Source organism: Polaromonas sp. P1_E12 (assembly GCF_056405975.1).
This window is the reverse complement of sequence record NZ_JBFUBB010000002.1, coordinates 22,666-42,452: the sequence shown is the minus strand read 5'-3', so window position 1 is coordinate 42,452 and position 19,787 is coordinate 22,666. Positions and strand designations below refer to the sequence as shown.

Below are 19,787 nucleotides of genomic sequence, written 5' to 3'. Positions count from 1 at the left end.
GAGCCCGCCCCTTCGAATCACCCCCTTCCGATTGATCAAATTTTCAACGAGGCCTACCATGCAACACATGTCTTTCAAAGCAATGCGCCGCACGCTGGCCGCCAGCGCTGTCTTTTTTTGTGGACTTGCCGCCGTGGGCGGGCCCGCCCATGCGGCCGAGTTTCCTGAGCGGCCCGTCACACTGGTCGCACCCTTCCCAGCTGGCGGTGCGGCCGACGTGCTGGCGCGCATCCTTGGCAAAGCCCTGGGTGACCAGCTGGGCCAGCCCGTGGTGGTCGAAAACAAGCCGGGCGCCGGCACCGCCATAGGCGCCGCCGCAGTGGCCAACGCCAAGCCCGACGGCTATACCCTGCTCGTGAGCTCCAACTCCACCTTCACACTGAACCCGGCGCTGCAACCCAAGCTGTCTTATGACCCGGCCAAGGGCTTTGAGGCGATAGGCATGGTGGGCTCAGTGGCGCTGGCCATGCTGGTGAACCCGTCGGTCACGGCCGCCGACGTGCACCAGTTCGTGGCGGCGGCCAAGGCCAATCCGGACAAATACCTGTACGGCAGTTTCGGAAACGGCACCAGCTCCAACTTCGCCGGCGCGATGTTCAATACGGCCACGGGCCTGAAGATGACGCATGTGCCCTACAAAGGCTCCGGCCCCCTGATGACCGATCTGATCGGCGGCCAAATCCCGGTGTCTTTCGACACCGTGGTCGCCGCATCGCAGCAACTCAAGTCCGGAAAGATCCGCGTGCTGGCCGTGGCCATGAACAAGCGCTCGGCCCTGCTGCCGAATGTGCCGACCATGGCCGAGGCCGGCTACCCAGCCGTCGACATGAACGCCTGGCTGGCCGTGGTGGCGCCCAAGGGCCTGCCGGCGCCCGTCAAGGCACGGCTGGAAAAGGCCCTGGCCACGGTGATGGCCAGCACCGAAACACTGGACAAGCTCAAGGCCGCCGGCTTCGAACCCGGCTATACCGCGGTTCCCGACTGGTCCGGCTTGGTGACGGCCGAGATCGCGCGCATGAAGGCGCTGGCCGAACGCTCCCAGATCAAAACAGATTAGTCATGACGGCCCCCACGCTCSCCACTTCGTGTGCTTCGCTGCCCCCCCCCGAGGGGGCGCGTTCCGCCTTGGGGCGGCCCGGCGGCGAGACCTGGCCCCCACGCTCSCCACTTCGTGTGCTTCGCTGCCCCCCCGAGGGGGCGCGTTCCGCCTTGGGGCGGCCCGGCGGCGGAACATGACCATTTCCTTCGACACAAGACATTGATATGCACTCCACCCTTCCAGACATCTCCGCCGTCGAACTCCGCAGCCTGATCGCCAGCCGCGAGGTATCGCCGGTGGAGCTGATGGACGCCTGCATAGACCGCATCGAACGCCTCAACCCCGCCATCAACGCGATCTGCGCGACCGACTTCACGCGTGCGCGCGAGGGTGCACGCGAAGCCGAAGCGCAAGTGATGCGCGGGGGGGCGCTGGGCCCTTTGCACGGACTGCCGCTGGGGGTGAAGGATCTGCAGGACACCGCGGGCCTGCTCACCACCTACGGCAACATAGGACTTCGCGGCAACGTGCCGGCCAAAGACAACGCACTGGTGGCCAAACTGCGCGCGGCCGGCGCCATCGTCACGGCCAAGACCAATGTGCCCGACATGGGCGCCGGCGCCAACTCGCGCAACCCGGTGTGGGGCGCGACGGGCAACCCGTTCAACCCCACGCTCAACGCGGGCGGTTCTTCCGGCGGCTCGGCGGCGGCGCTGGCAGCCGGCATGCTGCCGATCTGCACCGGCTCCGACACCGGCGGCTCGCTGCGTATTCCGGCTTCGCTCTGTGGCGTGGTCGGCCTGCGGCCTTCGCCCGGGCTGGTGGCCAACGACGCCCGGCCCCTGGGCTGGTCTGTCATCTCCGTGCTGGGGCCGATGGGGCGCAACGTGGCCGATACGGCGCTGCTCTTTGCCGCCAGCGTGGGCGCGAACGCACGCGACCCGCTTTCCTACCCGGTGGATGCCTCCACGTTCTGGCCCTTGAAGCAGGTGGACCTTTCCACCTTGCGTGTGGGCACCACGGAAGACTTTGGCATGTGCATCGTGGACCCGGAAATCCGGCGCGTGTTCCGCCAGCGCGTGGAAGCCGTCCGGCCGCTGGTAGCGAGCTGCGAGCCGATAGACCTTGAATTGGGCGATGCCGACCGCGCCTTTGACACGCTGCGCGCAGAAAGTTTTGTAGCGGCATTCGCCGATACCTATCGCAACGCCCCCGAGACCCTGGGCCCGAATGTACGCGCCAACATGGAAATCGCGGCTGCCATCACGCTGGCGGACCGCGCCTGGGCGCACCTGGAACAAACACGCATTTCACGCCGCTTTGCCAAGGCTTTCGAGCAATACGACATCATCCTGGCGCCCGTCACGCCGGTCACACCCTTTCCCTGGACGGAGCTGTATGCCGGCAACATCGACGGCCAGGCCATGCGCAACTACTACCACTGGCTGGGCCTGACCTATGTGGTGACCCTGGCCACCAACCCGGCGCTCGCGCTGCCCTGCGGCAAAGACGAACACGGCATGCCCTTCGGACTGCAGGTGATTGGACGGCTGCACGCCGATGCGCAACTGCTGGCTGCATGCCAGGCGCTGGAACAGGTCTTTGAGGCCAGCGACACGCTGCGCAGGCCGCAACCCGATTTGCAAACTTTGCAGACGGCACGGCCGGAACTCAAATCCATCGTCACGCATCCGCCCGAAATCAGCGCGGCGCCCGGCACAGGTGGTTTGACAGCCGTGTGAGGCTTTTTTTCGCCTGTTTTATGTATCAAACAGGCCCGCAGCGCAGGTAGAACCTGCGCGAGCAGCTACAAAATCAATAGCGCCCGGAAGTCATTGACGTTGGTATGTGTGGGCCCCGGAATGACCAGGCCACCCAGCGGCTCGAAGTAGCCGTAGGCGTCGTTGCGGTCCAGGTACTGGTCCAGCTTCATGCCTTTGGCCAGTGCGCACTGCAGTGTGTCGGGCGCTACATAGGCACCCGCGTTGTCTTCCACACCGTCGATGCCGTCGGTGTCTGCTGCCAGCGCATACACGCCCGGCTGGCCTTGCAGGGCCAGGGCCAGGCCCATACAGAATTCGCCGGCACGGCCTCCGCGGCCGCGCGGCGTGCCTTCTGCTTGCTTGCGAACGGTCACTGTGGTTTCCCCGCCGCTCAGGATCACGCAGGGCTTGCTGAAGGGCTGCCCCTTGAGCGCCACGGCACGGGCCAGCGCCGCATGCACCTTGCCGACCTCGCGGGATTCACCTTCCATCTCGTCGCTCAGGATGTGCGCCTGCAAGCCGGCTGCGCGCGCCACTGCGGCGGCAGCCTCCAGGCTTTGCTGCGGCGTGGCGATCATGTGCACCTCATGGCCTTTGAAGACCGCGTCGCCCGGCTTGGGGGTTTCGAGTGCGCCCTGCTCCAGCAGGCTCATGATGGCGCCCGGCACTTCAATGCCGTAGCGCTGCAGGATGGCCACCGCCTCGGCGCAACTGGTGGCGTCGGGCACCGTCGGGCCGCTGGCGATGATGGACGGATCGTCTCCCGGCACATCGCTGATGGTCAGCGTCACCACACGCGCCGGCGCGCAGGCTGCGGCCAGGCGGCCGCCCTTGATGCGCGAGAGATGTTTGCGCACGCAGTTCATCTCGGAAATATTGGCGCCACTGTTGAGCAGCGCCTTGTTAATGCGCTGCTTGTCTTCCAGCGTCAGGCCTTCAGCCGGCAAGGTCAGCAACGCCGAGCCGCCCCCCGAGATCAGGCACAGCACCAGGTCGTTTTTGCCCAGCCCCTGCACCATGGCCAGGATGCGCTGTGCAGCTTCCAGCCCTGCCGCATCCGGCACCGGGTGCGCGGCTTCGACAATCGCGATGCGCTGTTTCAGTCCCTCGGGGCGCGGCGGGATGTGGTGGTAGCGGGTCACGACCAGGCCTTCAAGCGGTGCGTCGGCGGGCCAAAGTGCCTCCACCGCCTGCGCCATGGAACCGCCGGCCTTGCCCGCACCGATCACGATGGTCCGTCCGCCGCTTTCGGGGGTGGGCGGTTTGGGCAGGTAGCGTGCGGTGTTCTCAAGCGGCAGCGCGCGCGCAACGGCGGCGGCGTACAGGTGCTCGAGGAACTCGCGCGGCTGGGTGGCGGCGTCCGGGATGGGCGTGCCGGGGGTAGGTGTCTTGGCTGCAGTCATTGAAATGTCTCCACCCCGGATTGTGCCGTGGTAACCGGGCAGTAACCCGGCAACGCGGGAGGGTTTGGGATTTCGCCGGAAAGGCAGCTTCCTAGAATGAGCCATCATCCACCGAAGCAGAAAGAAGAGCCTCATGAACGCTTACCTGGCCCTGGGCATTGCCATCGTTGCCGAAGTCATTGCCACCACGGCACTCAAGTCCAGCGACAGTTTCACGCGCCTGGTGCCCTCGTTGATCAGCATCGCGGGTTATGGCACCGCGCTGTATCTCCTCACGGTGACGATGAAGTCCATCCCCACCGGCGTGACCTACGCAATCTGGTCGGGCCTGGGCATTGTGCTGATCAGCATCACCAGTTTCTTCGTTCACCAGCAGAAGATTGACCTCTGGGGCATGGTGGGGATGGCGCTCATCATTGCCGGCGTGGTGGTGTTGAACCTTCTTTCCAACACCACCAGCCTCCACTGACGCCCCGGTCTTGCGGCCCTGACAGGACTTTCATCTCACGGCAAAGATCCGACATTGGAGTTGAAGCCATAACCGACCGGCGCCGGGAGCTACTTTTTCCCCAGGCCCAGGCGCTTCGCACCTTCGGTGTAGATACGGATGCGCTCCTTCATGAAGCCGTCCATCTGGTCCAGGCCCACGCTGACGAGTTCAAAGCCATTTTTGGCGGCGAGTTCCTTCATCTCGGGGTCGTTGTTCAGCACGGCCCACATGTCGGACAAGCGCCTGCGCGCCTCCAGCGGGGTGGATTTGGGCACGCCAATGCCGCGGTAGGCGCCGTCCACCCAGTCCACACCGAGCTCCCTGAAGGTGGGCACGTCGGGCATCATCGGGTGGCGCTTTTCCATGGCGACTGCCAGCGGGCGCACCCTGCCCTTGTTGCCGATGGCAAACGGCGTGTAGGTCATCGCACCGTCGACCTGCGAGCCGATCACGGCCATCGACATGTCGCCCGTACCCTTGTAGGGCACGTAGGTGCTCTTGACGCCGAAGGCAGCGTTGAGCCGCTCATGCGCCGCATGGTTGGCGGAGTTCAGCCCCGAGCCGCCCAGGTTCAGCTTGCCGGGGTCTTTTTTGGCTGCGGCGATGAAGTCTGCAAACGTTTTGATCGGGCTTTTCTCGGGCACCACCAGCACGTCGGGGGTGTAGTGAAACCAGAACACCGGCACGATGTCGGCAGTCTTGTACTGCACCTCGCCCTCGATGGGCTGAAACACGATGTGCGGCAGGTTGATGCCCACTACATTGAGGCCGTCGCCCGGCAGGCTGTTCATCTGGCCCCACATCAGGCCGCCGCCGGCGCCCGCCTTGTACTGGATGATGGTGTCGACGGCCGGGCATTTTTTCTTGAGCACGACCTGCTGGTGGCGCGCCGACAGGTCCGACTCACCACCCGGTGGAAAGGCCTGCCAGTACAGCACGTTCCTGTCGGGGCACACCACACCCGCTGCGGGCGCGGCAGTCTGCGCCATCGCGGCGGGCACTGCGACCATGCAGAAAATGCCTATCCACTTTTTCACTTCAACTTTCATGGTGTGTCTCCTGAATGTTTCTGAAGCGGAAAACTCGCCGTCATGCGTAGCCTGGTTGCACCGGCTTTCACTGAAAGGCTCAAGCGGCCTGCAGTAGTCGCTGCCTGCCGACCTCTGCACAGACGGCCTCGGTGACCTGCGCCGTGGTAGCGCTTCCGCCCAGGTCGCGCGTATGCAGGGCGACGTTCGCGGTCGCCTTTTCAATCGCCGCCATCAACACCGCGGCCGCACCGGTTTCGCCCAGGTGCTCCAGCAGCATGACACAACTCCAGAAAGTGCCAATAGGGTTCGCCAGGCCTTTTCCCATGATGTCGAAGGCCGAGCCGTGAATCGGCTCGAACATGCTCGGAAAGCGGCGCTCGGGGTCGATGTTGCCGGTCGGTGCAATGCCCAGGCTGCCAGCCAGTGCAGCGGCCAGGTCGCTCAGGATATCGGCGTGCAGGTTGGTGGCGACCACGGTGTCGAGCGATGCGGGGCGATTGACCATGCGGGCCGTGCAGGCGTCGACCAGTTCCTTGTCCCAGGTCACGTCCGGAAACTCCCGGCTGATCTGCAGCGCGATCTCGTCCCACATCACCATGGCATGGCGCTGGGCGTTGGACTTGGTGACCACGGTCAGCAGCTTGCGCGGGCGGGACTGGGCGAGCCTGAAGGCAAAGCGCATGATGCGTTCAACACCGGCGCGGGTCATCATCGACACATCGGTGGCCACTTCGATCGGGTGGCCCTGGTGGGCGCGCCCGCCTACGCCTGAGTACTCGCCTTCGGAGTTCTCGCGCACGATCACCCAATTGAGCTGCTCCGGTGTGCAGCGCTTGAGCGGCGCGTCGATGCCGGGCAGGATGCGCGTGGGCCGCACATTGGCGTACTGGTCAAAGCCCTGGCAGATTTTGAGGCGCAAGCCCCAGAGCGTGATGTGATCGGGGATGTGCGGGTCGCCGGCCGAGCCAAACAGGATGGCGTCTTTGTCGCGCAGCGCGTCCAGGCCATCCTCCGGCATCATCATGCCGTGCCGGCGATAGTAGTCGCCGCCCCAATCGAAAGCACTGAAGCTGAAGGCGAAACTCTTTTGTGCCGCGGCCAGGGCCTGCAGCACCTGCTGGCCGGCCGGTATGACTTCCTTGCCAATGCCGTCGCCGGGGATGCAGGCGATCTTGTAGGTCTTCATGTTGGTTCCTCTGTTTTCTCGGTTGTGATCTGCTCACTGTAGCGATTGGCACAGGCAATAAAACCTCTTAAAGTAAGATCACTGTTAACTACAGGTTATGAATGAATCCGGTCAATACAGCCCCCTCGGAGATGGCTTTTTTCAGCCTGCTGGCGCGCTACGGCAGCCTGTCGGCTACGGCGCGCGAGCTCGGCGTCAGCACGGCAGCCGTCAGCAAGCGGCTCGCGCAGATGGAGGCCAGGCTGGGGGTGCAGTTGCTGAGCCGCACCACGCGGCGCGCCAACCTCACGCAGGAAGGCGAGATTTACCTCACGCACGCGCGCCGCATCCTCGCCGACATTGACGACATGGAGCAGCAGGTGTCCAGTGCCGTGGCGGCGCCCAAGGGCCTGCTGCGCGTGAACGCCACCATAGGCTTCGGCCGCAGCCATGTGGCGCCGCTGATCTCGCGTTTCGTGAAAGCCCATCCTGAGGTGGAAGTGCAGTTGCAGCTCACGGTCAATCCGCCGCCGCTGACTGAAGACGCCTTCGATGTTTGTGTCCGTTTCGGTGAACCGCCGGACGCCCGCGTGATTGCGCGGCTGATCGCGCCAAATCGCCGCCTGCTCTGCGCTTCACCGGCCTATCTGGCCCGCCACGGCACGCCCAGGGTGCCGCACGACCTGGCGCAGCACAACTGCATCGGCATACGCCAGGGCGACGAGGCCTACGGCATGTGGCGCCTGGCGTCCGGCAAGCACACGCAGGCCATCAAGGTGCACGGCAACCTCAGCACCAGCGACGGCGAGATTGCGGTGAACTGGGCGCTCGATGGCCACGGTATTTTGATGCGCGCCGAATGGGACATCGCCAAATACCTGCGCAGCGGCAGGCTGGTGCAGGTGCTCGAGAACTACCGCACACCGGCAGCCGACATCCATGCGGTGTACCCGGCCCGCCACCAGCATTCGGTGCGGGTCAGGGCTTTTGTGGATTTCCTGGCCCAGCACTTCGGCAAGCCGTCCACACGCGCTGCGGGGCTGGCGGGCAACTGGTAAGGCTTGCCCGGCTTACTGTGTTTTGGCGCCCGCATCGAACCACTGCCTGATCGCCTGCCGCTCGGCCTCGGTGATGCCCGTGGCATTGTTCATGGGCATCAGCCGCGTGACCACCGCCTGCTGGTAGACCTGCGTCGCGTGGCGCGCCAATGCCTCGGGCGAATCAAGCCGCACGTTTTTCATCTGCACCTGCGCACCGTGGCACAGGTAGCAGCGCTGGGCCATGATGGCCTGCACTTGTTGAAAGCTGTTTTGGCTTGCAGCGCCCACTGGTTGTGCGCCACCAGCTACTGAATTGATAGCGCCCACAGCGACAGGAGGTTTCATCCAGACGATCACGGCGGCGATGACAGCCACGCCCACCAGCGCATACGGCAACGGGTGTCGGTTGCGGCCCAGCTTGTAGCCGTGGCGCAGCACAAAGAACTGGCGGATGGCCGCACCGGCCAGCATCATCAAAATCAGCACCAGCCAGTTCTGCGGGTGGCTCCAGGTGAAGCTGTAGTGGTTGCTGAGCATGGCGAACAGCACCGGCAGCGTGAAGTAGGTGTTGTGCACGCTGCGCTGTTTGCCGCGCTGGCCGTGCACCGCATCGACCGGCTCGCCGGCCTTGATGGAGGCCACCACCTTGCGCTGGCCGGGGATGATCCAGAAGAACACGTTGGCGCTCATGGCGGTGGCCATCATGGCGCCTACCAGCAGGAAGGCCGCGCGCCCGGCGAACCAGTGGCAGGCCAGCCACGAGGCTGCGCACACCAGCACCGCGACCAACGCGCCGACGATGGCGTCTCCGTTTTTCTTGCGCCCGAACAGCTGGCAGATGCCGTCGTACAGCATCCAGAAAATTACAAAGAAGGACAGCGCCACCGCACCGGCCGCACCGGGCGACCAGTTCATCAGCGATTTGTCGACGAGGTAGGTGCCGGCGTTCCACAGATAGGAAATCGTGAACAGCGCAAAGCCCGACAGCCAGGTGCTGTAGCTTTCCCAGTAAAACCAGTGCAGATGGGCCGGCAGCTGCGGCGGCTTGACGGCAAATTTGACGGGGTGGTAAAAACCGCCGCCGTGCACCGCCCAGAGCTCGCCGCTCACGCCCTGCTTTTTGAGGTCTTCATCCTCGGGCGGCGTGAGGCTGCTGTCGAGAAAGACAAAATAAAACGAGGAACCCACCCAGGCGATGGCGGTGATGACATGGACCCAGCGCAGCAGCAGGTTGGCCCAGTCGAGAAGGTAGTTTTCCATATCTCTCAACCTATGCAGCACGCGAGGGCGCTGCCTTGTGCAACCTGCTCACCACTGCGGGCGCTGTAAGCAGAAAACGTGGCCGCGAACAAAAGAAGCTGGCGCCAACTTGAAGTTAGCTCCGGCTTCCCGGCTCCGCTGCGGCCTGACGCGCCAAGTTTATAGAGTTTGGCTTCAGCTCCGAAAAATTTCTGCGCCGCGCTCAACCCGCGTTGATGGTTTGCAACAGCTGGGCCGCTACCGCCACGGCGATGACTTCTGGCTCCTTGCCGGTAATGCCGGGCACGCCGATGGGGCACGTCACTTGCGCCAGCTCGCCCGCGGCGAAGCCTCGAGCTTCCAGGCGGTGGCGGAATACCGCCCATTTGGTCTTGCTCCCGATCAAGCCGATGTAGGGTAAATCGGATTTCTCTCGCTGGCGCAGCAGGCAGGCGGCCACGATGTCCAGGTCTTCCGCGTGGCTGAAGCTCATGATGAGCACACGGGACTGCGGCGCCAGGCCAGGCACGGCGGCTTGTACGGGATCGGAATGTTCGGCCATCACGCGCGGCGGCACGCTGGCGGGAAACACGCCATCGCGGCTGTCTATCCAGGTGAGTGAAAACGGCAAGGGCGCGAGCACCCGCACCAGCGCGTGGCCGACGTGGCCGCCGCCGAACAGCGCCACCGGCGTCAGCGCGGCCTGGCCCAGCCGCAAGGCGAGCGCCTGTATGTCACCCACGCTGACGCACTCAAAGCGAAGCTCCACCACGCCGCCGCAGCATTGGCCCAGCGAAGGACCCAGCGCCACGCGCACGGTTGTCGCCTGACGCCCCTCGGCGCCATCCGCGAGCAGCGCACGAGCTCTGGCGATGGCGTCGTATTCCAGGTGGCCGCCGCCTATGGTGCCCACCAGCGCATCGGGAAAGACGGCCATCCAGGTTCCCGCCTCGCGAGGCACCGAGCCCTGCGCCTCTGCCACCTCCACCAGCACCGCCGGCGCCGAGGCCAGGCGGGCCAGGAAGTCTTCAAGTTGCAGACTGGAGACACTGGAAACCATTGGTGACGACTTGACAGGTGGGTGGACAAAATATTGGGCAAAATGCCTTGAACGCCACCTTAGCACCACCTTGGCCCCTGGCAGCTACGGGGCGTGATAGCAGGTATATACAGAATTCAATGAGCCGGCCGCTCAAAAAGCCGGCAAAGGCAAGCACGATGAGACAAGACATGTCCGACTCCACACCGCGCCGCTTCTGGCTGGTGGCCCTGCTTTCTGCAGCCGGTGCAGCAGTGGTGAGCGCCTGCAAGACCGCGCCGGAACCCGCAGCACCGACATCGAAGGCCCCGGAACCCTCTTCCCCGGTGATCGGGCCGATCGCGGGGCCGCAAGGTTCCGCCAGAAGTTCGGGGGCGTCTACACCGCGCGCCTACCGGGAAGACGGCGCCACGCACATCTACGGCCTCAATTCCGACCGTATCTACAAAGGCCGCATGCCACCGCTGCTGTATGCCGTGGGTGTGCTGAATGTGGAAATCGACAGGGTCGGCCGCGTCACCCGCCTGGACTGGATGCGCGCACCGCGCCATGCACCCGAAGTGATAGCGGAGATCGAACGCACCATCCAGCAGGCGTCCCCCTTCCCGGCGCCTACGCGCATGGGCAAGGTGGTCTACACCGACACCTGGCTTTGGCACAAGAGCGGCAAATTCCAGCTCGACACCCTTACTGAGGGACAGGACTAGAACTCCGCCGACAAAGGGCAGAAGCACGAGAAGAAGGCGATGCGATGCGAAGCGAGCCGGCCATGCCAGCATGAGCCGCGGAACCGGCTTTGCCGGGCCGCAGGCGAGCGGCCCCCTCGGGGGGCAGGAAGCTACACGAAGTGAGCGACCGTGGGGGCCTATTCAATCTTCAGATTCTGCGTTTTAACGACGTTGCGCCAGGCGCGGTAGTCGGCTTCGATGAAGTGGCCGAGCAATGCGGGCGAGCCGGGTGCGGCCTCCACGGCGTCGGCCTTGAACCGCGCCACCACCTCGGGCAAAGCCACGACCTTGTTGATGGCCGCGTTCAGTGCATTGACGATGGTTGGCGGTGTACCGGTGGGTGCCATCAATGCGAAGTAATTGACAACGTCAATGCCCGCCAGGCCGGCTTCCGTCATGCTGGGCACGTCGGGCAAGGCACTTGAACGTTTGGCGCTTGTTACCGCCAGTGGCTTGATGCTGCCGTTTTTGATGAAAGGCAGCAGGGCCGGGATGGTGCCTGTGATCAGCTGGATCTGCCCGCCGATCATGTCCATGGTGGCGGGCGCCACACCGCGGTAAGGAATGTGCGTGATGAAGGTACCAGTACGGGCTTTCAGCAACTCAAGCACGAGGTGGTTGACACCGCCCGCCCCGGCCGAGCCGTAGTTCAGCGCGCCGGGCTTTTGCCGGGCCAGCGTGACCAGCTCTTTCATGGTGTTGGCCGGCAGCTTGGTGTTGGCCGCCCAAACCAGCGGTCCGCTGGCGATCATGCCCACCGGCGTGAACTGGCGCAGCGGGTCGTAATTGGCGCTGGGCAGGGAGGCCGCCACGGTGGTGAAGGGTGAGGCCACCAGCAGCAGCGTGTAGCCGTCGGCCGGGGACTGCGCCACATACTGCGTGCCTATAGCGCCGGAAGCGCCCGCACGGTTGTCCACCACAAAGGTGGCATTCATGGTTTCGCCGAGTTTTTGCGCAATCAGTCGTGCCATGGCGTCGGTGCCGGCGCCGGGGGCAAAAGGCACGACGATCTTGACGGCGCGCTCAGGATAGATGCCGGCGGGAACGGATGCGGCCGAGGCCGGTGAGCCGGCAGAACCCGCTGAAGGGCCTTGGGCCAATACGGCTGGAGCCACGAGGCTGGCGGCGGTGCCTGCGGACAGCAGCAGGGCCTGGCGGCGGCTCAGGGTCATTGGCTTGACATTCATGGAGGAGGAAGAAAGTTGCACAAACCGCTGATTGTCGCCGCCCCGGATGACGGCGCCATGACACGGGTCTGGCCTGGCACCCGCTCAGCTGCCGCGATAGGTGGAATAACTCCAGGGGCTGACCAGCAGGGGCACGTGGTAATGAAGGTGCGGATCGGCCACACCGAAGTCCAGCGTCACCTGGTCCAGGAAAGCCGGCTCGGGCAGTTTCACGCCGCGCGCCTTGAAGTAGGCCGCCACCTCGAACACGAGCCGGTAGGTGCCGGCTTTCAGATTAACGCTGTCGTATAGCAGTCCATCGGGATTGCGCCCATCTTCATTGAGGATGAAGTGCTTCACCAGCGTCGCCTGACCCGCATGCGTGGTGTAGAGCGACGCCTTCATGCCGCCTGCCGGCGTGCCGTGCATGGTGTCCAGTACATGTGTGCTCAAGCCCATGGTATTCCTTGGTAGTAGTTGAGGGAGCTGCTCAAAAAACCCTCCTGGCGTTGTTGCGCCACCTTGCCGTGCTGATAGCACTGTCTGCGGCGACGCGCCTGGCCAGGACCGCTTCGCTGGGTTTTTGAGCAGCTCTTGCTTTGATCCGGTTTACCAAAAGTGTATACACTTTTCAGCATTCCGGCTATTATCGACCGATGGAATCGTCAACCACCCACACCATCGTCGAAGCCCTGACCAAGGCTATTGTGGAGCACAGGCTGCATCCGGGCACCAAGCTGGCCGAGCAAAAACTGGCCGACCATTTCGGCGTCTCGCGCACACTGGTGCGGCAGGCACTGTTCCAGCTTTCGCAAAACCGCCTGATCCGCCTGGAACCGGCCCGCGGCGCTTTCGTGGCCGCGCCGTCCGTGATGGAAGCGCGGCAGGTGTTTGCCGTGCGCCGCATGCTCGAAGCCGAAATGACACGGGCCTTTGTGCGCGAAGTCACCCCCGCCAAAATCAAGGCACTGAAGGAACACGTCGCACGCGAAAAATCCGCGGTGGACCTCGGCGACGTTTCGGGCCGGACGGAGTTGCTGGGCGACTTTCATGTGCGCATGGCCGAGCTCATGGGCAATGAAGTGCTGGCCCAGATGCTGGGCGAGCTGACCTCGCGCTGCGCCCTCATTACCCTGATGTACCAGACAGCCAGTGCTGCTGAACACTCCAATGACGAGCACGCCGAAATCGTCAAGGCGCTGGCCGCCAGGAACGAAGCGCTGGCCGTACGCCTCATGAATGACCACCTGCTGCACGTCGAGAAGAGCCTCGCCTTTGACCGCAAGGTACCGACGAACGATATTTCCATGGCGCTGTCATGAGTACTGATATGAACACTGGCTACCCTAGAAATTTGGTCGGCTACGGCCGCAACCCGCCACAAGCCAACTGGCCGGGGCGGGCACGCATCGCCGTGCAGTTCGTCCTCAACTATGAAGAAGGCGGCGAAAACTCGGTGCTGCACGGCGACGCCGGCTCCGAACAGTTTTTGTCCGAGATGGCCAATCCACCCAGCTTTGCCGACCGGCACCTCAGCATGGAAGGCATCTACGAATACGGCTCACGCGTGGGCGTGTGGCGCATCCTGCGCGAGTTTGAAAAGCGCAAGCTGCCGCTCACGGTGTTCGGCGTGGGCATGGCGCTGCAGCGCCACCCCGAAGTCGCCGCGGCTTTCACCGAACTCGGCCACGAAATCGCCTGCCACGGCTGGCGCTGGATCAACTACCAGCAGATCGACGAGGCCACCGAGCGCGAACACATGCGCCTGGGCCTGGACGCCATTGAAAAACTCACCGGCACACGCCCGCTGGGCTGGTACACCGGACGCGACAGCCCCAACACGCGCCGGCTGGTGGCCGATGACGGCCGGCTCGAATACGACAGCGACTACTACGGCGACGACCTGCCCTTCTGGACCGAGGTGAAACGCACCGACGGTCAGGTCGTGCCGCGCCTGGTGGTGCCCTACACGCTGGACACCAACGACATGCGCTTTGCCCTCCCGCAGGGCTTCTCGCAGGCCGATGATTTTTTCATCTACCTGCGCGACAGCTTTGACGCGCTCTATGCCGAAGGCAGTGCGTCGCCCAAGATGCTGAGCATCGGCATGCACTGCCGCCTGCTGGGTCGGCCGGGCCGCATCGTGGCGCTGCAGCGTTTTCTTGACCACGTGCAAAAGCATGAGCGCGTCTGGGTCTGCCGCCGCATCGATATTGCGCGCCACTGGCAGGCCAACCATCCTTACATGCCCCGGCAGGAAAGCTGAACATGGCCATCACGCTGGAACAAGTCAATGCCGTACCGCGCGCAGAAGCGCTGCAACTGCTCGACGGCCTCTATGAGCATTCCCCCTGGATTGCCGAAAAGGCGCTGGACGCCCGCCCTTTCCAGTCCCTCGCCCACCTGAAGCACACCATGGCGCAAGTACTGCGCGAGGCCGGCAAGGACGCGCAGGTCAAGCTCATCCAGGCCCACCCCGAACTGGCCGGCAAAGCCATGGTCAGTAAAAGCCTGACGGCGGAATCGACCAACGAGCAAGGCAAGGCCGGCCTCACGGACTGCACGCCCGAAGAGTTCGTCACCCTGCAAAAGCTCAATGCCGACTACAACGCGAAGTTCGGCTTTCCTTTTATCCTGGCGGTGCGCGGCCCGCGCGGCGACGGTTTGAGCAAGCAGCAGATCATCGAGACCTTCGCTCGGCGCCTGCAAAATCACCCTGACTTCGAGCTGCAGGAAAACCTGCGCAACATCCACCGCGTGGTGGAACTGCGGCTCAACGACAAGTTCGCCGCCACGCCCGCGCTGGGCAACGACGTGTGGGACTGGCAGGAAACCCTTTCGCAGTACAGCGATCCGGGCTATCTTGAAAAGGGCCAGCTCACGGTGACCTACCTCACTGATGCGCACCGTGCCTGCGCGGCTTTCATCAGCAACACCATGCGGGACTGCGGCTTTGACGAGGTGAAGATCGACGCGGTCGGCAATGTGGTGGGTATCTACAAGGCCGCCACCCCCAACGCCAAGACCCTGCTGACCGGCAGCCACTACGACACCGTGCGCAACGGCGGCAAATACGACGGCCGGCTCGGCATTTTTGTGCCCATGGCCTGCGTACGCGAGCTGCACCGCCAGGGCAAGCGCCTGCCCTTTAATTTTGAGGTGGTCGGCTTTGCCGAAGAAGAAGGCCAGCGCTACAAAGCCACCTTTTTGGGTTCAGGCGCGCTGATCGGTGACTTCAAGCCCGAGTGGCTGGAGCAGAAAGACGCTGACGGCATCACCATGCGCGAGGCCATGCACAACGCTGGCCTCAAGCCCGAAGACATCACGAAGATCAAACGTGACGCGGACAACTACCTCGGCTTTATCGAGGTGCATATCGAGCAAGGCCCGGTACTCAACGAGCTCGACCTGCCGCTGGGCATCGTGACCTCCATCAACGGCAATGTCCGCTATCTGTGCGAGATCACCGGCATGGCCAGCCACGCCGGCACCACGCCCATGACCCGCCGCCGTGACGCCGCAGCGGCCGCGGCCGAACTGCTGCTGTATGTGGAACGGCGCGCGGCGCAAGACGGAAATTCCGTCGGCACGGTCGGCATGCTGCAGGTGCCCAGCGGCTCCATCAATGTGGTGCCCGGGCGCTGCCTCTTTTCGCTCGACCTGCGCGCGCCCATCGATGCGCAGCGCGACGCGCTGGTGGCCGACGTGCTGGCCGAACTCAAAAGCATTTGCGAGCGCCGCGGTGTGCACTTCACGACCGAATTGACCGAGCGCGCCGCCGCTGCCCCCAGCGCACCTGCCTGGCAACAGCGCTGGGAAGCCGCTGTGCAAAGCCTGGGCGTACCCCTCTATCGCATGCCCAGCGGCGCCGGCCACGACGCGATGAAACTGCACAAGGTGATGCCGCAGGCCATGCTTTTTGTGCGGGGCCAGAACTCCGGCATCAGCCACAACCCGCTGGAAAGCACCACCAGCGACGACATCGAACTTGCGATCCAGGCCCTGGCGCATCTGCTCACTAATCTCTCTCCTGAACAACAATGACCCTCACCACAGATTACGCCCGGCTTGACAGCTGGATCGATGCCCATTTCGACGAAGAAACGGTATTCCTGCAGCAGCTCATCCGCGTGCCCACCGACACGCCACCGGGCAACAACGCGCCACATGCCGAGCGCACGGCAGAGCTCATCAAGGCCTTCGGTTTTGACGCTGAGAAATACCCCGTGCCCGAAGCCGAAGTGCGTGGCTACGGCATGGAGTCCATCACCAACCTGATCGTGCGCCGCCACTATGGCGGCAAGGGCGAAGAAATGGAAAAAGGAAGGACCATTGCCCTCAACGCCCACGGCGACGTGGTGCCGCCCGGCGAAGGCTGGACCAAAGATCCCTATGGCGGCGAGATTGAAGGCGGCAAAATTTACGGCCGCGCCTCAGCTGTCAGCAAATGCGATTTCGCAAGCTTCACCTTTGCGGTGCGCGCGCTCGAATCACTGGACGCACCACTCAAAGGCAGCGTTGAGCTGCATTTCACCTACGACGAGGAATTCGGCGGCGAGATGGGCCCGGGCTGGTTGCTCAAGAAAGGCCTTACCAAGCCTGACCTGTTGATCGCGGCAGGCTTTTCTTACGAGGTCGTCACCGCGCACAACGGCTGTCTGCAGATGGAAGTCACGGTGCACGGCAAGATGGCGCATGCCGCCATTCCCGACACCGGCATCGACGCCTTGCAGGGCGCGGTGCACATCCTCAATGCGCTCTATGCGCAGAACGCGCAGTACCAGCAGGTCACGTCCAAGGTTGAAGGCATCCAGCACCCTTACCTCAACGTGGGCCGCATCGAAGGCGGCACCAACACCAACGTCGTGCCCGGCAAGGTGATGTTCAAGCTGGACCGCCGCATGATCCCCGAAGAGAACCCTGCCGAGGTCGAAGCCAACATCCGCAAAGTGATTGCCGACGCGGCGGCTGGCTGCAAGGGCATCACAGTCGACATCAAACGCCTGCTGCTGGCCAACTCCATGCGGCCGCTGCCCGGCAACAAACCCCTGGTCGACGCCATCCAGAAGCACGGTGAGGCGCTCTTCGGCCAGGCCATCCCGGCTATGGGCACGCCGCTGTACACCGACGTACGGCTGTACGCTGAGGCCGGCATTCCCGGCGTGATCTACGGCGCCGGGCCGCGCACCGTGCTGGAGTCCCACGCCAAACGGGCCGATGAGCGGCTGGAACTCGAGGACCTGCGTCGCGCCACCAAGGTGATTGCGCGCACCTTGCGGGACCTGCTGGCCTGACGGGCCCTCTGCACATCCTGCCGAAAACTCCCGCTTCAGCGGGAGTTTTGCTTTGTGGCACCTCTTTTAAGGGTGCTTCAGCTTTAACCGGATCAGCATCAATAGCCCCGGGATAACCCTGTGACAGCAGGCAAAAAACTTGCCTACATTGCTTGTATTCAAGATTTGCGTGCAAAGAACAGCGACGTCCTGCTGCCTATAACTACTCTTTCGGAGACTGACATGCCCAAGTTTTTCCGCTCCCTGTTCGGCCAGGTGCTCCTGGCCCTCCTTGTCGGCGTGATCGTCGGCTTTCTTTGGCCCGAAACGGCCGTCAAGCTCAAGCCCCTGGGCGACGGCTTCATCAAGCTGATCAAGATGCTGATTCCCCTGATCGTCTTTTGCGTGGTCGTGCACGGCATCGCAGGCGCCGGTGACTTGAAGCGGGTCGGGCGCGTTGGCGTCAAGGCGCTGATCTACTTCGAAGTGGTCACCACCATCGCCCTGGTGATCGGCCTGGTGCTGGCTTTTGTGTTTCAGCCCGGCGCGGGCATGAACGTCGACCCAAAACTGCTGGACGCCAAGGCTATGGCCGCCTATGCCGAAAACGCCGGCAAGCTCACCGGCGGCGGTACGGTGGAGTTCCTGATGAAGCTGATTCCCAATACGGCCATCAGCGCCTTCGTCAACGGCGACGTGCTGCAGGTGCTGCTGTTCTCGGTGCTGTTCGGCTGCGCGCTGGCCATGCTGGGCAACAAGGGGCAGAAGGTCGTCGGCCTCATCGACGACCTGGCGCACGTACTCTTCAAGACCATGGGCATCATCATCAAACTGGCACCGCTGGGCGTGCTGGGCGCCATCGCCTTCACCGTCGGCAAATACGGCATCGGCTCGCTCAAGCAACTGGGCATGCTTGTCGTGCTGTTCTACGCTGCAGTGATCATTTTCGTGACGGTCGTGCTGGGCGGCATCATGCGTTTTTCGGGCTTCAGCCTCTTCAAGCTGCTCAAGTACCTGCGCGAAGAACTCATGGTGGTGTTTGCCACCACCTCGTCCGACAGCGTGCTGCCGCAAATCATGGCCAAGCTCAAGCGCATGGGCATCCGCGATTCGACCGTCGGCCTGGTCATCCCGACCGGCTACTCCTTCAACCTCGACGCGTTCTCCATCTACATCACGCTGGCCGCCGTCTTCATCGCTCAGGCGACCAACACGCCGGTCTCGATGAGCGACCTGCTGACCATCCTGGCGATCTCGCTGGTCACCTCCAAAGGCGCACACGGCGTGCCCGGCTCGGCCATCGTGGTGCTGGCCGCCACGCTGCAGGCGATCCCTGCGATCCCGGCAATCGGCCTGGTGCTGGTGCTGTCGGTCGACTGGTTCATGGGCATCGCCCGTGCCCTGGGCAACCTGATCGGCAACTGCGTGGCCACCGTGGCGGTGGCGGCCTGGGAGGGCGACATCGACCGCGAGCGGGCTCTTGCGGTACTCGACGGCCGCTATGTGCCGCCGGCCGAAGACGACATGGACATCGAAGTGAACGCCGTTCCGGTCAAAGCCTGAGGTCTCGCTCCGGAAAACGCATCATCTTGCCGTCGATTTTCTTCAAACGCTCCGCCTGCTGAATCACCCCGGGGTCGCTACACTTCCCAGCACATATGAGCATCAGCCAGGTCCAGATCGCCCAGCAAGTCGTCGAATCCATCCTCGCGCAAAAACTCGCGCCCGGTGAACGCCTCGGCGAGCAGGAGCTGGCAGAGCTCTTCGGTGTCAGCCGCACCCTGGTGCGCGAAGCACTGATGCAGTTGCAGGCACGCGGCTTTGTCGAGGTGCGCACCCGCAAGGGCTGGTATGTGGTGGAGCCTTCCGTCGAAGAAGCGCGGGACGCTTTTTCAGCCCGGCGCATCATCGAAACCGGCATCCTGCGCGAAGCCGGGCGTCCGCTGCAGTCGGTCCTGCGCAAACTGCGCCAGCACATCGCCCAGGAGGAGCAAGCCATCGAAGAAGCCGACGCCGCCACCCGGGCCTTTTTACTGGCCGACTTCCATGTTTGCCTGGCCGAATGCCTGGGCCAGAAGCTGCTGTGCGATGTGCTGCGCGACCTGACCGCGCGCACTACGCTGGCGGCATCTCTCTACCAGTCCAAGCACGACGCCGGCCAATCCTGCGCGGAGCATGCCGGCATTGTGGCCGCGCTCGAAAAAGGCCAGCTGGACCTGGCCCGCGAACGCATGCTCGCGCACATCGGCAGCGTCGAAGCCGCCCTGGGCTCATCGGCGCCGGGCATCTCACCCGGTAACGAACGGCTGCGTATCGCGCTGTCGCAGCTGGTACAGCCGCCCCTGCGTAAAGCTGTCCGGCACAAAACGCTCCCGATTTGATAGCTGGCTGCGCCCGTCCTTCAATGGCTA

General features: G+C 63.8%; 18 protein-coding genes. 11 read left to right on the top strand and 7 right to left on the bottom strand.

What is annotated here, in order from left to right; all coding sequences use genetic code 11:
* Positions 1-58 precede the first annotated feature (58 nt).
* Together AC1D13_RS05970 and AC1D13_RS05965 are read left to right on the top strand one after the other, a co-directional pair.
* On the top strand, positions 59-1,057 hold the full coding sequence (locus AC1D13_RS05970; RefSeq protein ID WP_457279833.1) for a Bug family tripartite tricarboxylate transporter substrate binding protein: 999 nt from the start codon (positions 59-61) through the stop codon (positions 1,055-1,057).
* Between the two features lie 206 nt (positions 1,058-1,263).
* On the top strand, positions 1,264-2,781 hold the full coding sequence (locus AC1D13_RS05965; RefSeq protein ID WP_477665501.1) for an amidase: 1,518 nt from the start codon (positions 1,264-1,266) through the stop codon (positions 2,779-2,781).
* A 65-nt stretch (positions 2,782-2,846) separates the two neighbouring features.
* On the opposite strand, the gene AC1D13_RS05960 is transcribed toward AC1D13_RS05965, so the two are convergent.
* Positions 2,847-4,205, bottom strand: coding sequence for a glycerate kinase type-2 family protein (locus AC1D13_RS05960; protein ID WP_477689166.1), 1,359 nt, complete (start codon positions 4,203-4,205; stop codon positions 2,847-2,849).
* Between the two features lie 133 nt (positions 4,206-4,338).
* On the opposite strand from AC1D13_RS05960, the gene AC1D13_RS05955 reads away from it, so the two are divergent.
* Positions 4,339-4,674 carry a DMT family transporter gene (locus AC1D13_RS05955; protein ID WP_457279830.1) on the top strand — a complete coding sequence of 112 codons (336 nt, stop codon included), beginning with the start codon at positions 4,339-4,341 and terminating at the stop codon, positions 4,672-4,674.
* Positions 4,675-4,763: 89 nt separating this feature from the next.
* Here AC1D13_RS05955 and AC1D13_RS05950 read toward each other — a convergent pair whose 3' ends face one another.
* Together AC1D13_RS05950 and AC1D13_RS05945 are read right to left on the bottom strand one after the other, a co-directional pair.
* Complete coding sequence (locus AC1D13_RS05950) at positions 4,764-5,744, bottom strand: tripartite tricarboxylate transporter substrate binding protein (protein WP_477665499.1); 981 nt, start codon at positions 5,742-5,744, stop codon at positions 4,764-4,766.
* A 79-nt stretch (positions 5,745-5,823) separates the two neighbouring features.
* Positions 5,824-6,912 (bottom strand): tartrate dehydrogenase, encoded by a 1,089-nt coding sequence (locus tag AC1D13_RS05945; protein WP_477665498.1) that lies wholly within the window; start codon positions 6,910-6,912, stop codon positions 5,824-5,826.
* A 101-nt stretch (positions 6,913-7,013) separates the two neighbouring features.
* Between AC1D13_RS05945 and AC1D13_RS05940 the strand changes: the two genes are divergently transcribed.
* Positions 7,014-7,949, top strand: a complete 936-nt coding sequence (locus tag AC1D13_RS05940) for a LysR family transcriptional regulator (protein ID WP_477665497.1) — start codon at positions 7,014-7,016, stop codon at positions 7,947-7,949.
* A gap of 12 nt (positions 7,950-7,961) precedes the next feature.
* Here AC1D13_RS05940 and AC1D13_RS05935 read toward each other — a convergent pair whose 3' ends face one another.
* The gene (locus tag AC1D13_RS05935) at positions 7,962-9,191 is read right to left on the bottom strand and encodes a urate hydroxylase PuuD (RefSeq protein ID WP_477665496.1); all 1,230 of its coding nucleotides are present in this window, start codon (positions 9,189-9,191) and stop codon (positions 7,962-7,964) included.
* A gap of 202 nt (positions 9,192-9,393) precedes the next feature.
* Entirely contained in the window at positions 9,394-10,230 is an 837-nt protein-coding gene (xdhC, locus tag AC1D13_RS05930; RefSeq protein ID WP_477665495.1) for a xanthine dehydrogenase accessory protein XdhC, read from the bottom strand.
* Positions 10,231-10,400: 170 nt separating this feature from the next.
* Between xdhC and AC1D13_RS05925 the strand changes: the two genes are divergently transcribed.
* Positions 10,401-10,916: a hypothetical protein gene (locus AC1D13_RS05925; protein ID WP_457279824.1), complete on the top strand. Its 516-nt coding sequence runs from the start codon at positions 10,401-10,403 to the stop codon at positions 10,914-10,916.
* Positions 10,917-11,074: 158 nt separating this feature from the next.
* Here the strand turns inward: AC1D13_RS05925 and AC1D13_RS05920 are convergent, their stop codons facing one another.
* Positions 11,075-12,124: a tripartite tricarboxylate transporter substrate binding protein gene (locus AC1D13_RS05920; RefSeq protein WP_457279823.1), complete on the bottom strand. Its 1,050-nt coding sequence runs from the start codon at positions 12,122-12,124 to the stop codon at positions 11,075-11,077.
* 84 nt (positions 12,125-12,208) lie between these two features.
* The gene (gene uraH, locus AC1D13_RS05915; protein WP_477689165.1) at positions 12,209-12,562 is read right to left on the bottom strand and encodes a hydroxyisourate hydrolase; all 354 of its coding nucleotides are present in this window, start codon (positions 12,560-12,562) and stop codon (positions 12,209-12,211) included.
* Between the two features lie 197 nt (positions 12,563-12,759).
* Between uraH and AC1D13_RS05910 the strand changes: the two genes are divergently transcribed.
* The 6 genes from AC1D13_RS05910 to AC1D13_RS05885 all read left to right on the top strand — a co-directional run bounded on the left by AC1D13_RS05910 (position 12,760) and on the right by AC1D13_RS05885 (position 19,757).
* Complete coding sequence (locus AC1D13_RS05910; protein WP_457279821.1) at positions 12,760-13,425, top strand: GntR family transcriptional regulator; 666 nt, start codon at positions 12,760-12,762, stop codon at positions 13,423-13,425.
* A gap of 8 nt (positions 13,426-13,433) precedes the next feature.
* Positions 13,434-14,369, top strand: a complete 936-nt coding sequence (gene puuE, locus AC1D13_RS05905; RefSeq protein ID WP_477689164.1) for an allantoinase PuuE — start codon at positions 13,434-13,436, stop codon at positions 14,367-14,369.
* A 2-nt stretch (positions 14,370-14,371) separates the two neighbouring features.
* Positions 14,372-16,147, top strand: a complete 1,776-nt coding sequence (gene uraD, locus AC1D13_RS05900; protein WP_477689163.1) for a 2-oxo-4-hydroxy-4-carboxy-5-ureidoimidazoline decarboxylase — start codon at positions 14,372-14,374, stop codon at positions 16,145-16,147.
* Entirely contained in the window at positions 16,144-17,397 is a 1,254-nt protein-coding gene (locus AC1D13_RS05895; RefSeq protein WP_477689162.1) for a M20 family metallopeptidase, read from the top strand. Before uraD ends, AC1D13_RS05895 begins: the two co-directional genes overlap by 4 nt.
* A gap of 222 nt (positions 17,398-17,619) precedes the next feature.
* Positions 17,620-18,939, top strand: a complete 1,320-nt coding sequence (locus tag AC1D13_RS05890) for a C4-dicarboxylate transporter DctA (protein WP_477689161.1) — start codon at positions 17,620-17,622, stop codon at positions 18,937-18,939.
* A 95-nt stretch (positions 18,940-19,034) separates the two neighbouring features.
* On the top strand, positions 19,035-19,757 hold the full coding sequence (locus tag AC1D13_RS05885) for a GntR family transcriptional regulator (protein WP_477689160.1): 723 nt from the start codon (positions 19,035-19,037) through the stop codon (positions 19,755-19,757).
* Positions 19,758-19,787 lie beyond the last annotated feature (30 nt).

What these genes read in the sequence shown, in the direction of transcription:
- AC1D13_RS05970 (WP_457279833.1), top strand. Translation starts at nt 59, where the DNA reads ATGCAACACATGTCTTTCAAAGCAATGCGCCGCACGCTGGCCGCCAGC.
- AC1D13_RS05965 (WP_477665501.1), top strand. Translation starts at nt 1,264, where the DNA reads ATGCACTCCACCCTTCCAGACATCTCCGCCGTCGAACTCCGCAGCCTG.
- AC1D13_RS05960 (WP_477689166.1), bottom strand. Translation starts at nt 4,205, where the DNA reads ATGACTGCAGCCAAGACACCTACCCCCGGCACGCCCATCCCGGACGCC.
- AC1D13_RS05955 (WP_457279830.1), top strand. Translation starts at nt 4,339, where the DNA reads ATGAACGCTTACCTGGCCCTGGGCATTGCCATCGTTGCCGAAGTCATT.
- AC1D13_RS05950 (WP_477665499.1), bottom strand. Translation starts at nt 5,744, where the DNA reads ATGAAAGTTGAAGTGAAAAAGTGGATAGGCATTTTCTGCATGGTCGCA.
- AC1D13_RS05945 (WP_477665498.1), bottom strand. Translation starts at nt 6,912, where the DNA reads ATGAAGACCTACAAGATCGCCTGCATCCCCGGCGACGGCATTGGCAAG.
- AC1D13_RS05940 (WP_477665497.1), top strand. Translation starts at nt 7,014, where the DNA reads ATGAATCCGGTCAATACAGCCCCCTCGGAGATGGCTTTTTTCAGCCTG.
- AC1D13_RS05935 (WP_477665496.1), bottom strand. Translation starts at nt 9,191, where the DNA reads ATGGAAAACTACCTTCTCGACTGGGCCAACCTGCTGCTGCGCTGGGTC.
- xdhC (WP_477665495.1), bottom strand. Translation starts at nt 10,230, where the DNA reads ATGGTTTCCAGTGTCTCCAGTCTGCAACTTGAAGACTTCCTGGCCCGC.
- AC1D13_RS05925 (WP_457279824.1), top strand. Translation starts at nt 10,401, where the DNA reads ATGTCCGACTCCACACCGCGCCGCTTCTGGCTGGTGGCCCTGCTTTCT.
- AC1D13_RS05920 (WP_457279823.1), bottom strand. Translation starts at nt 12,124, where the DNA reads ATGAATGTCAAGCCAATGACCCTGAGCCGCCGCCAGGCCCTGCTGCTG.
- uraH (WP_477689165.1), bottom strand. Translation starts at nt 12,562, where the DNA reads ATGGGCTTGAGCACACATGTACTGGACACCATGCACGGCACGCCGGCA.
- AC1D13_RS05910 (WP_457279821.1), top strand. Translation starts at nt 12,760, where the DNA reads ATGGAATCGTCAACCACCCACACCATCGTCGAAGCCCTGACCAAGGCT.
- puuE (WP_477689164.1), top strand. Translation starts at nt 13,434, where the DNA reads ATGAACACTGGCTACCCTAGAAATTTGGTCGGCTACGGCCGCAACCCG.
- uraD (WP_477689163.1), top strand. Translation starts at nt 14,372, where the DNA reads ATGGCCATCACGCTGGAACAAGTCAATGCCGTACCGCGCGCAGAAGCG.
- AC1D13_RS05895 (WP_477689162.1), top strand. Translation starts at nt 16,144, where the DNA reads ATGACCCTCACCACAGATTACGCCCGGCTTGACAGCTGGATCGATGCC.
- AC1D13_RS05890 (WP_477689161.1), top strand. Translation starts at nt 17,620, where the DNA reads ATGCCCAAGTTTTTCCGCTCCCTGTTCGGCCAGGTGCTCCTGGCCCTC.
- AC1D13_RS05885 (WP_477689160.1), top strand. Translation starts at nt 19,035, where the DNA reads ATGAGCATCAGCCAGGTCCAGATCGCCCAGCAAGTCGTCGAATCCATC.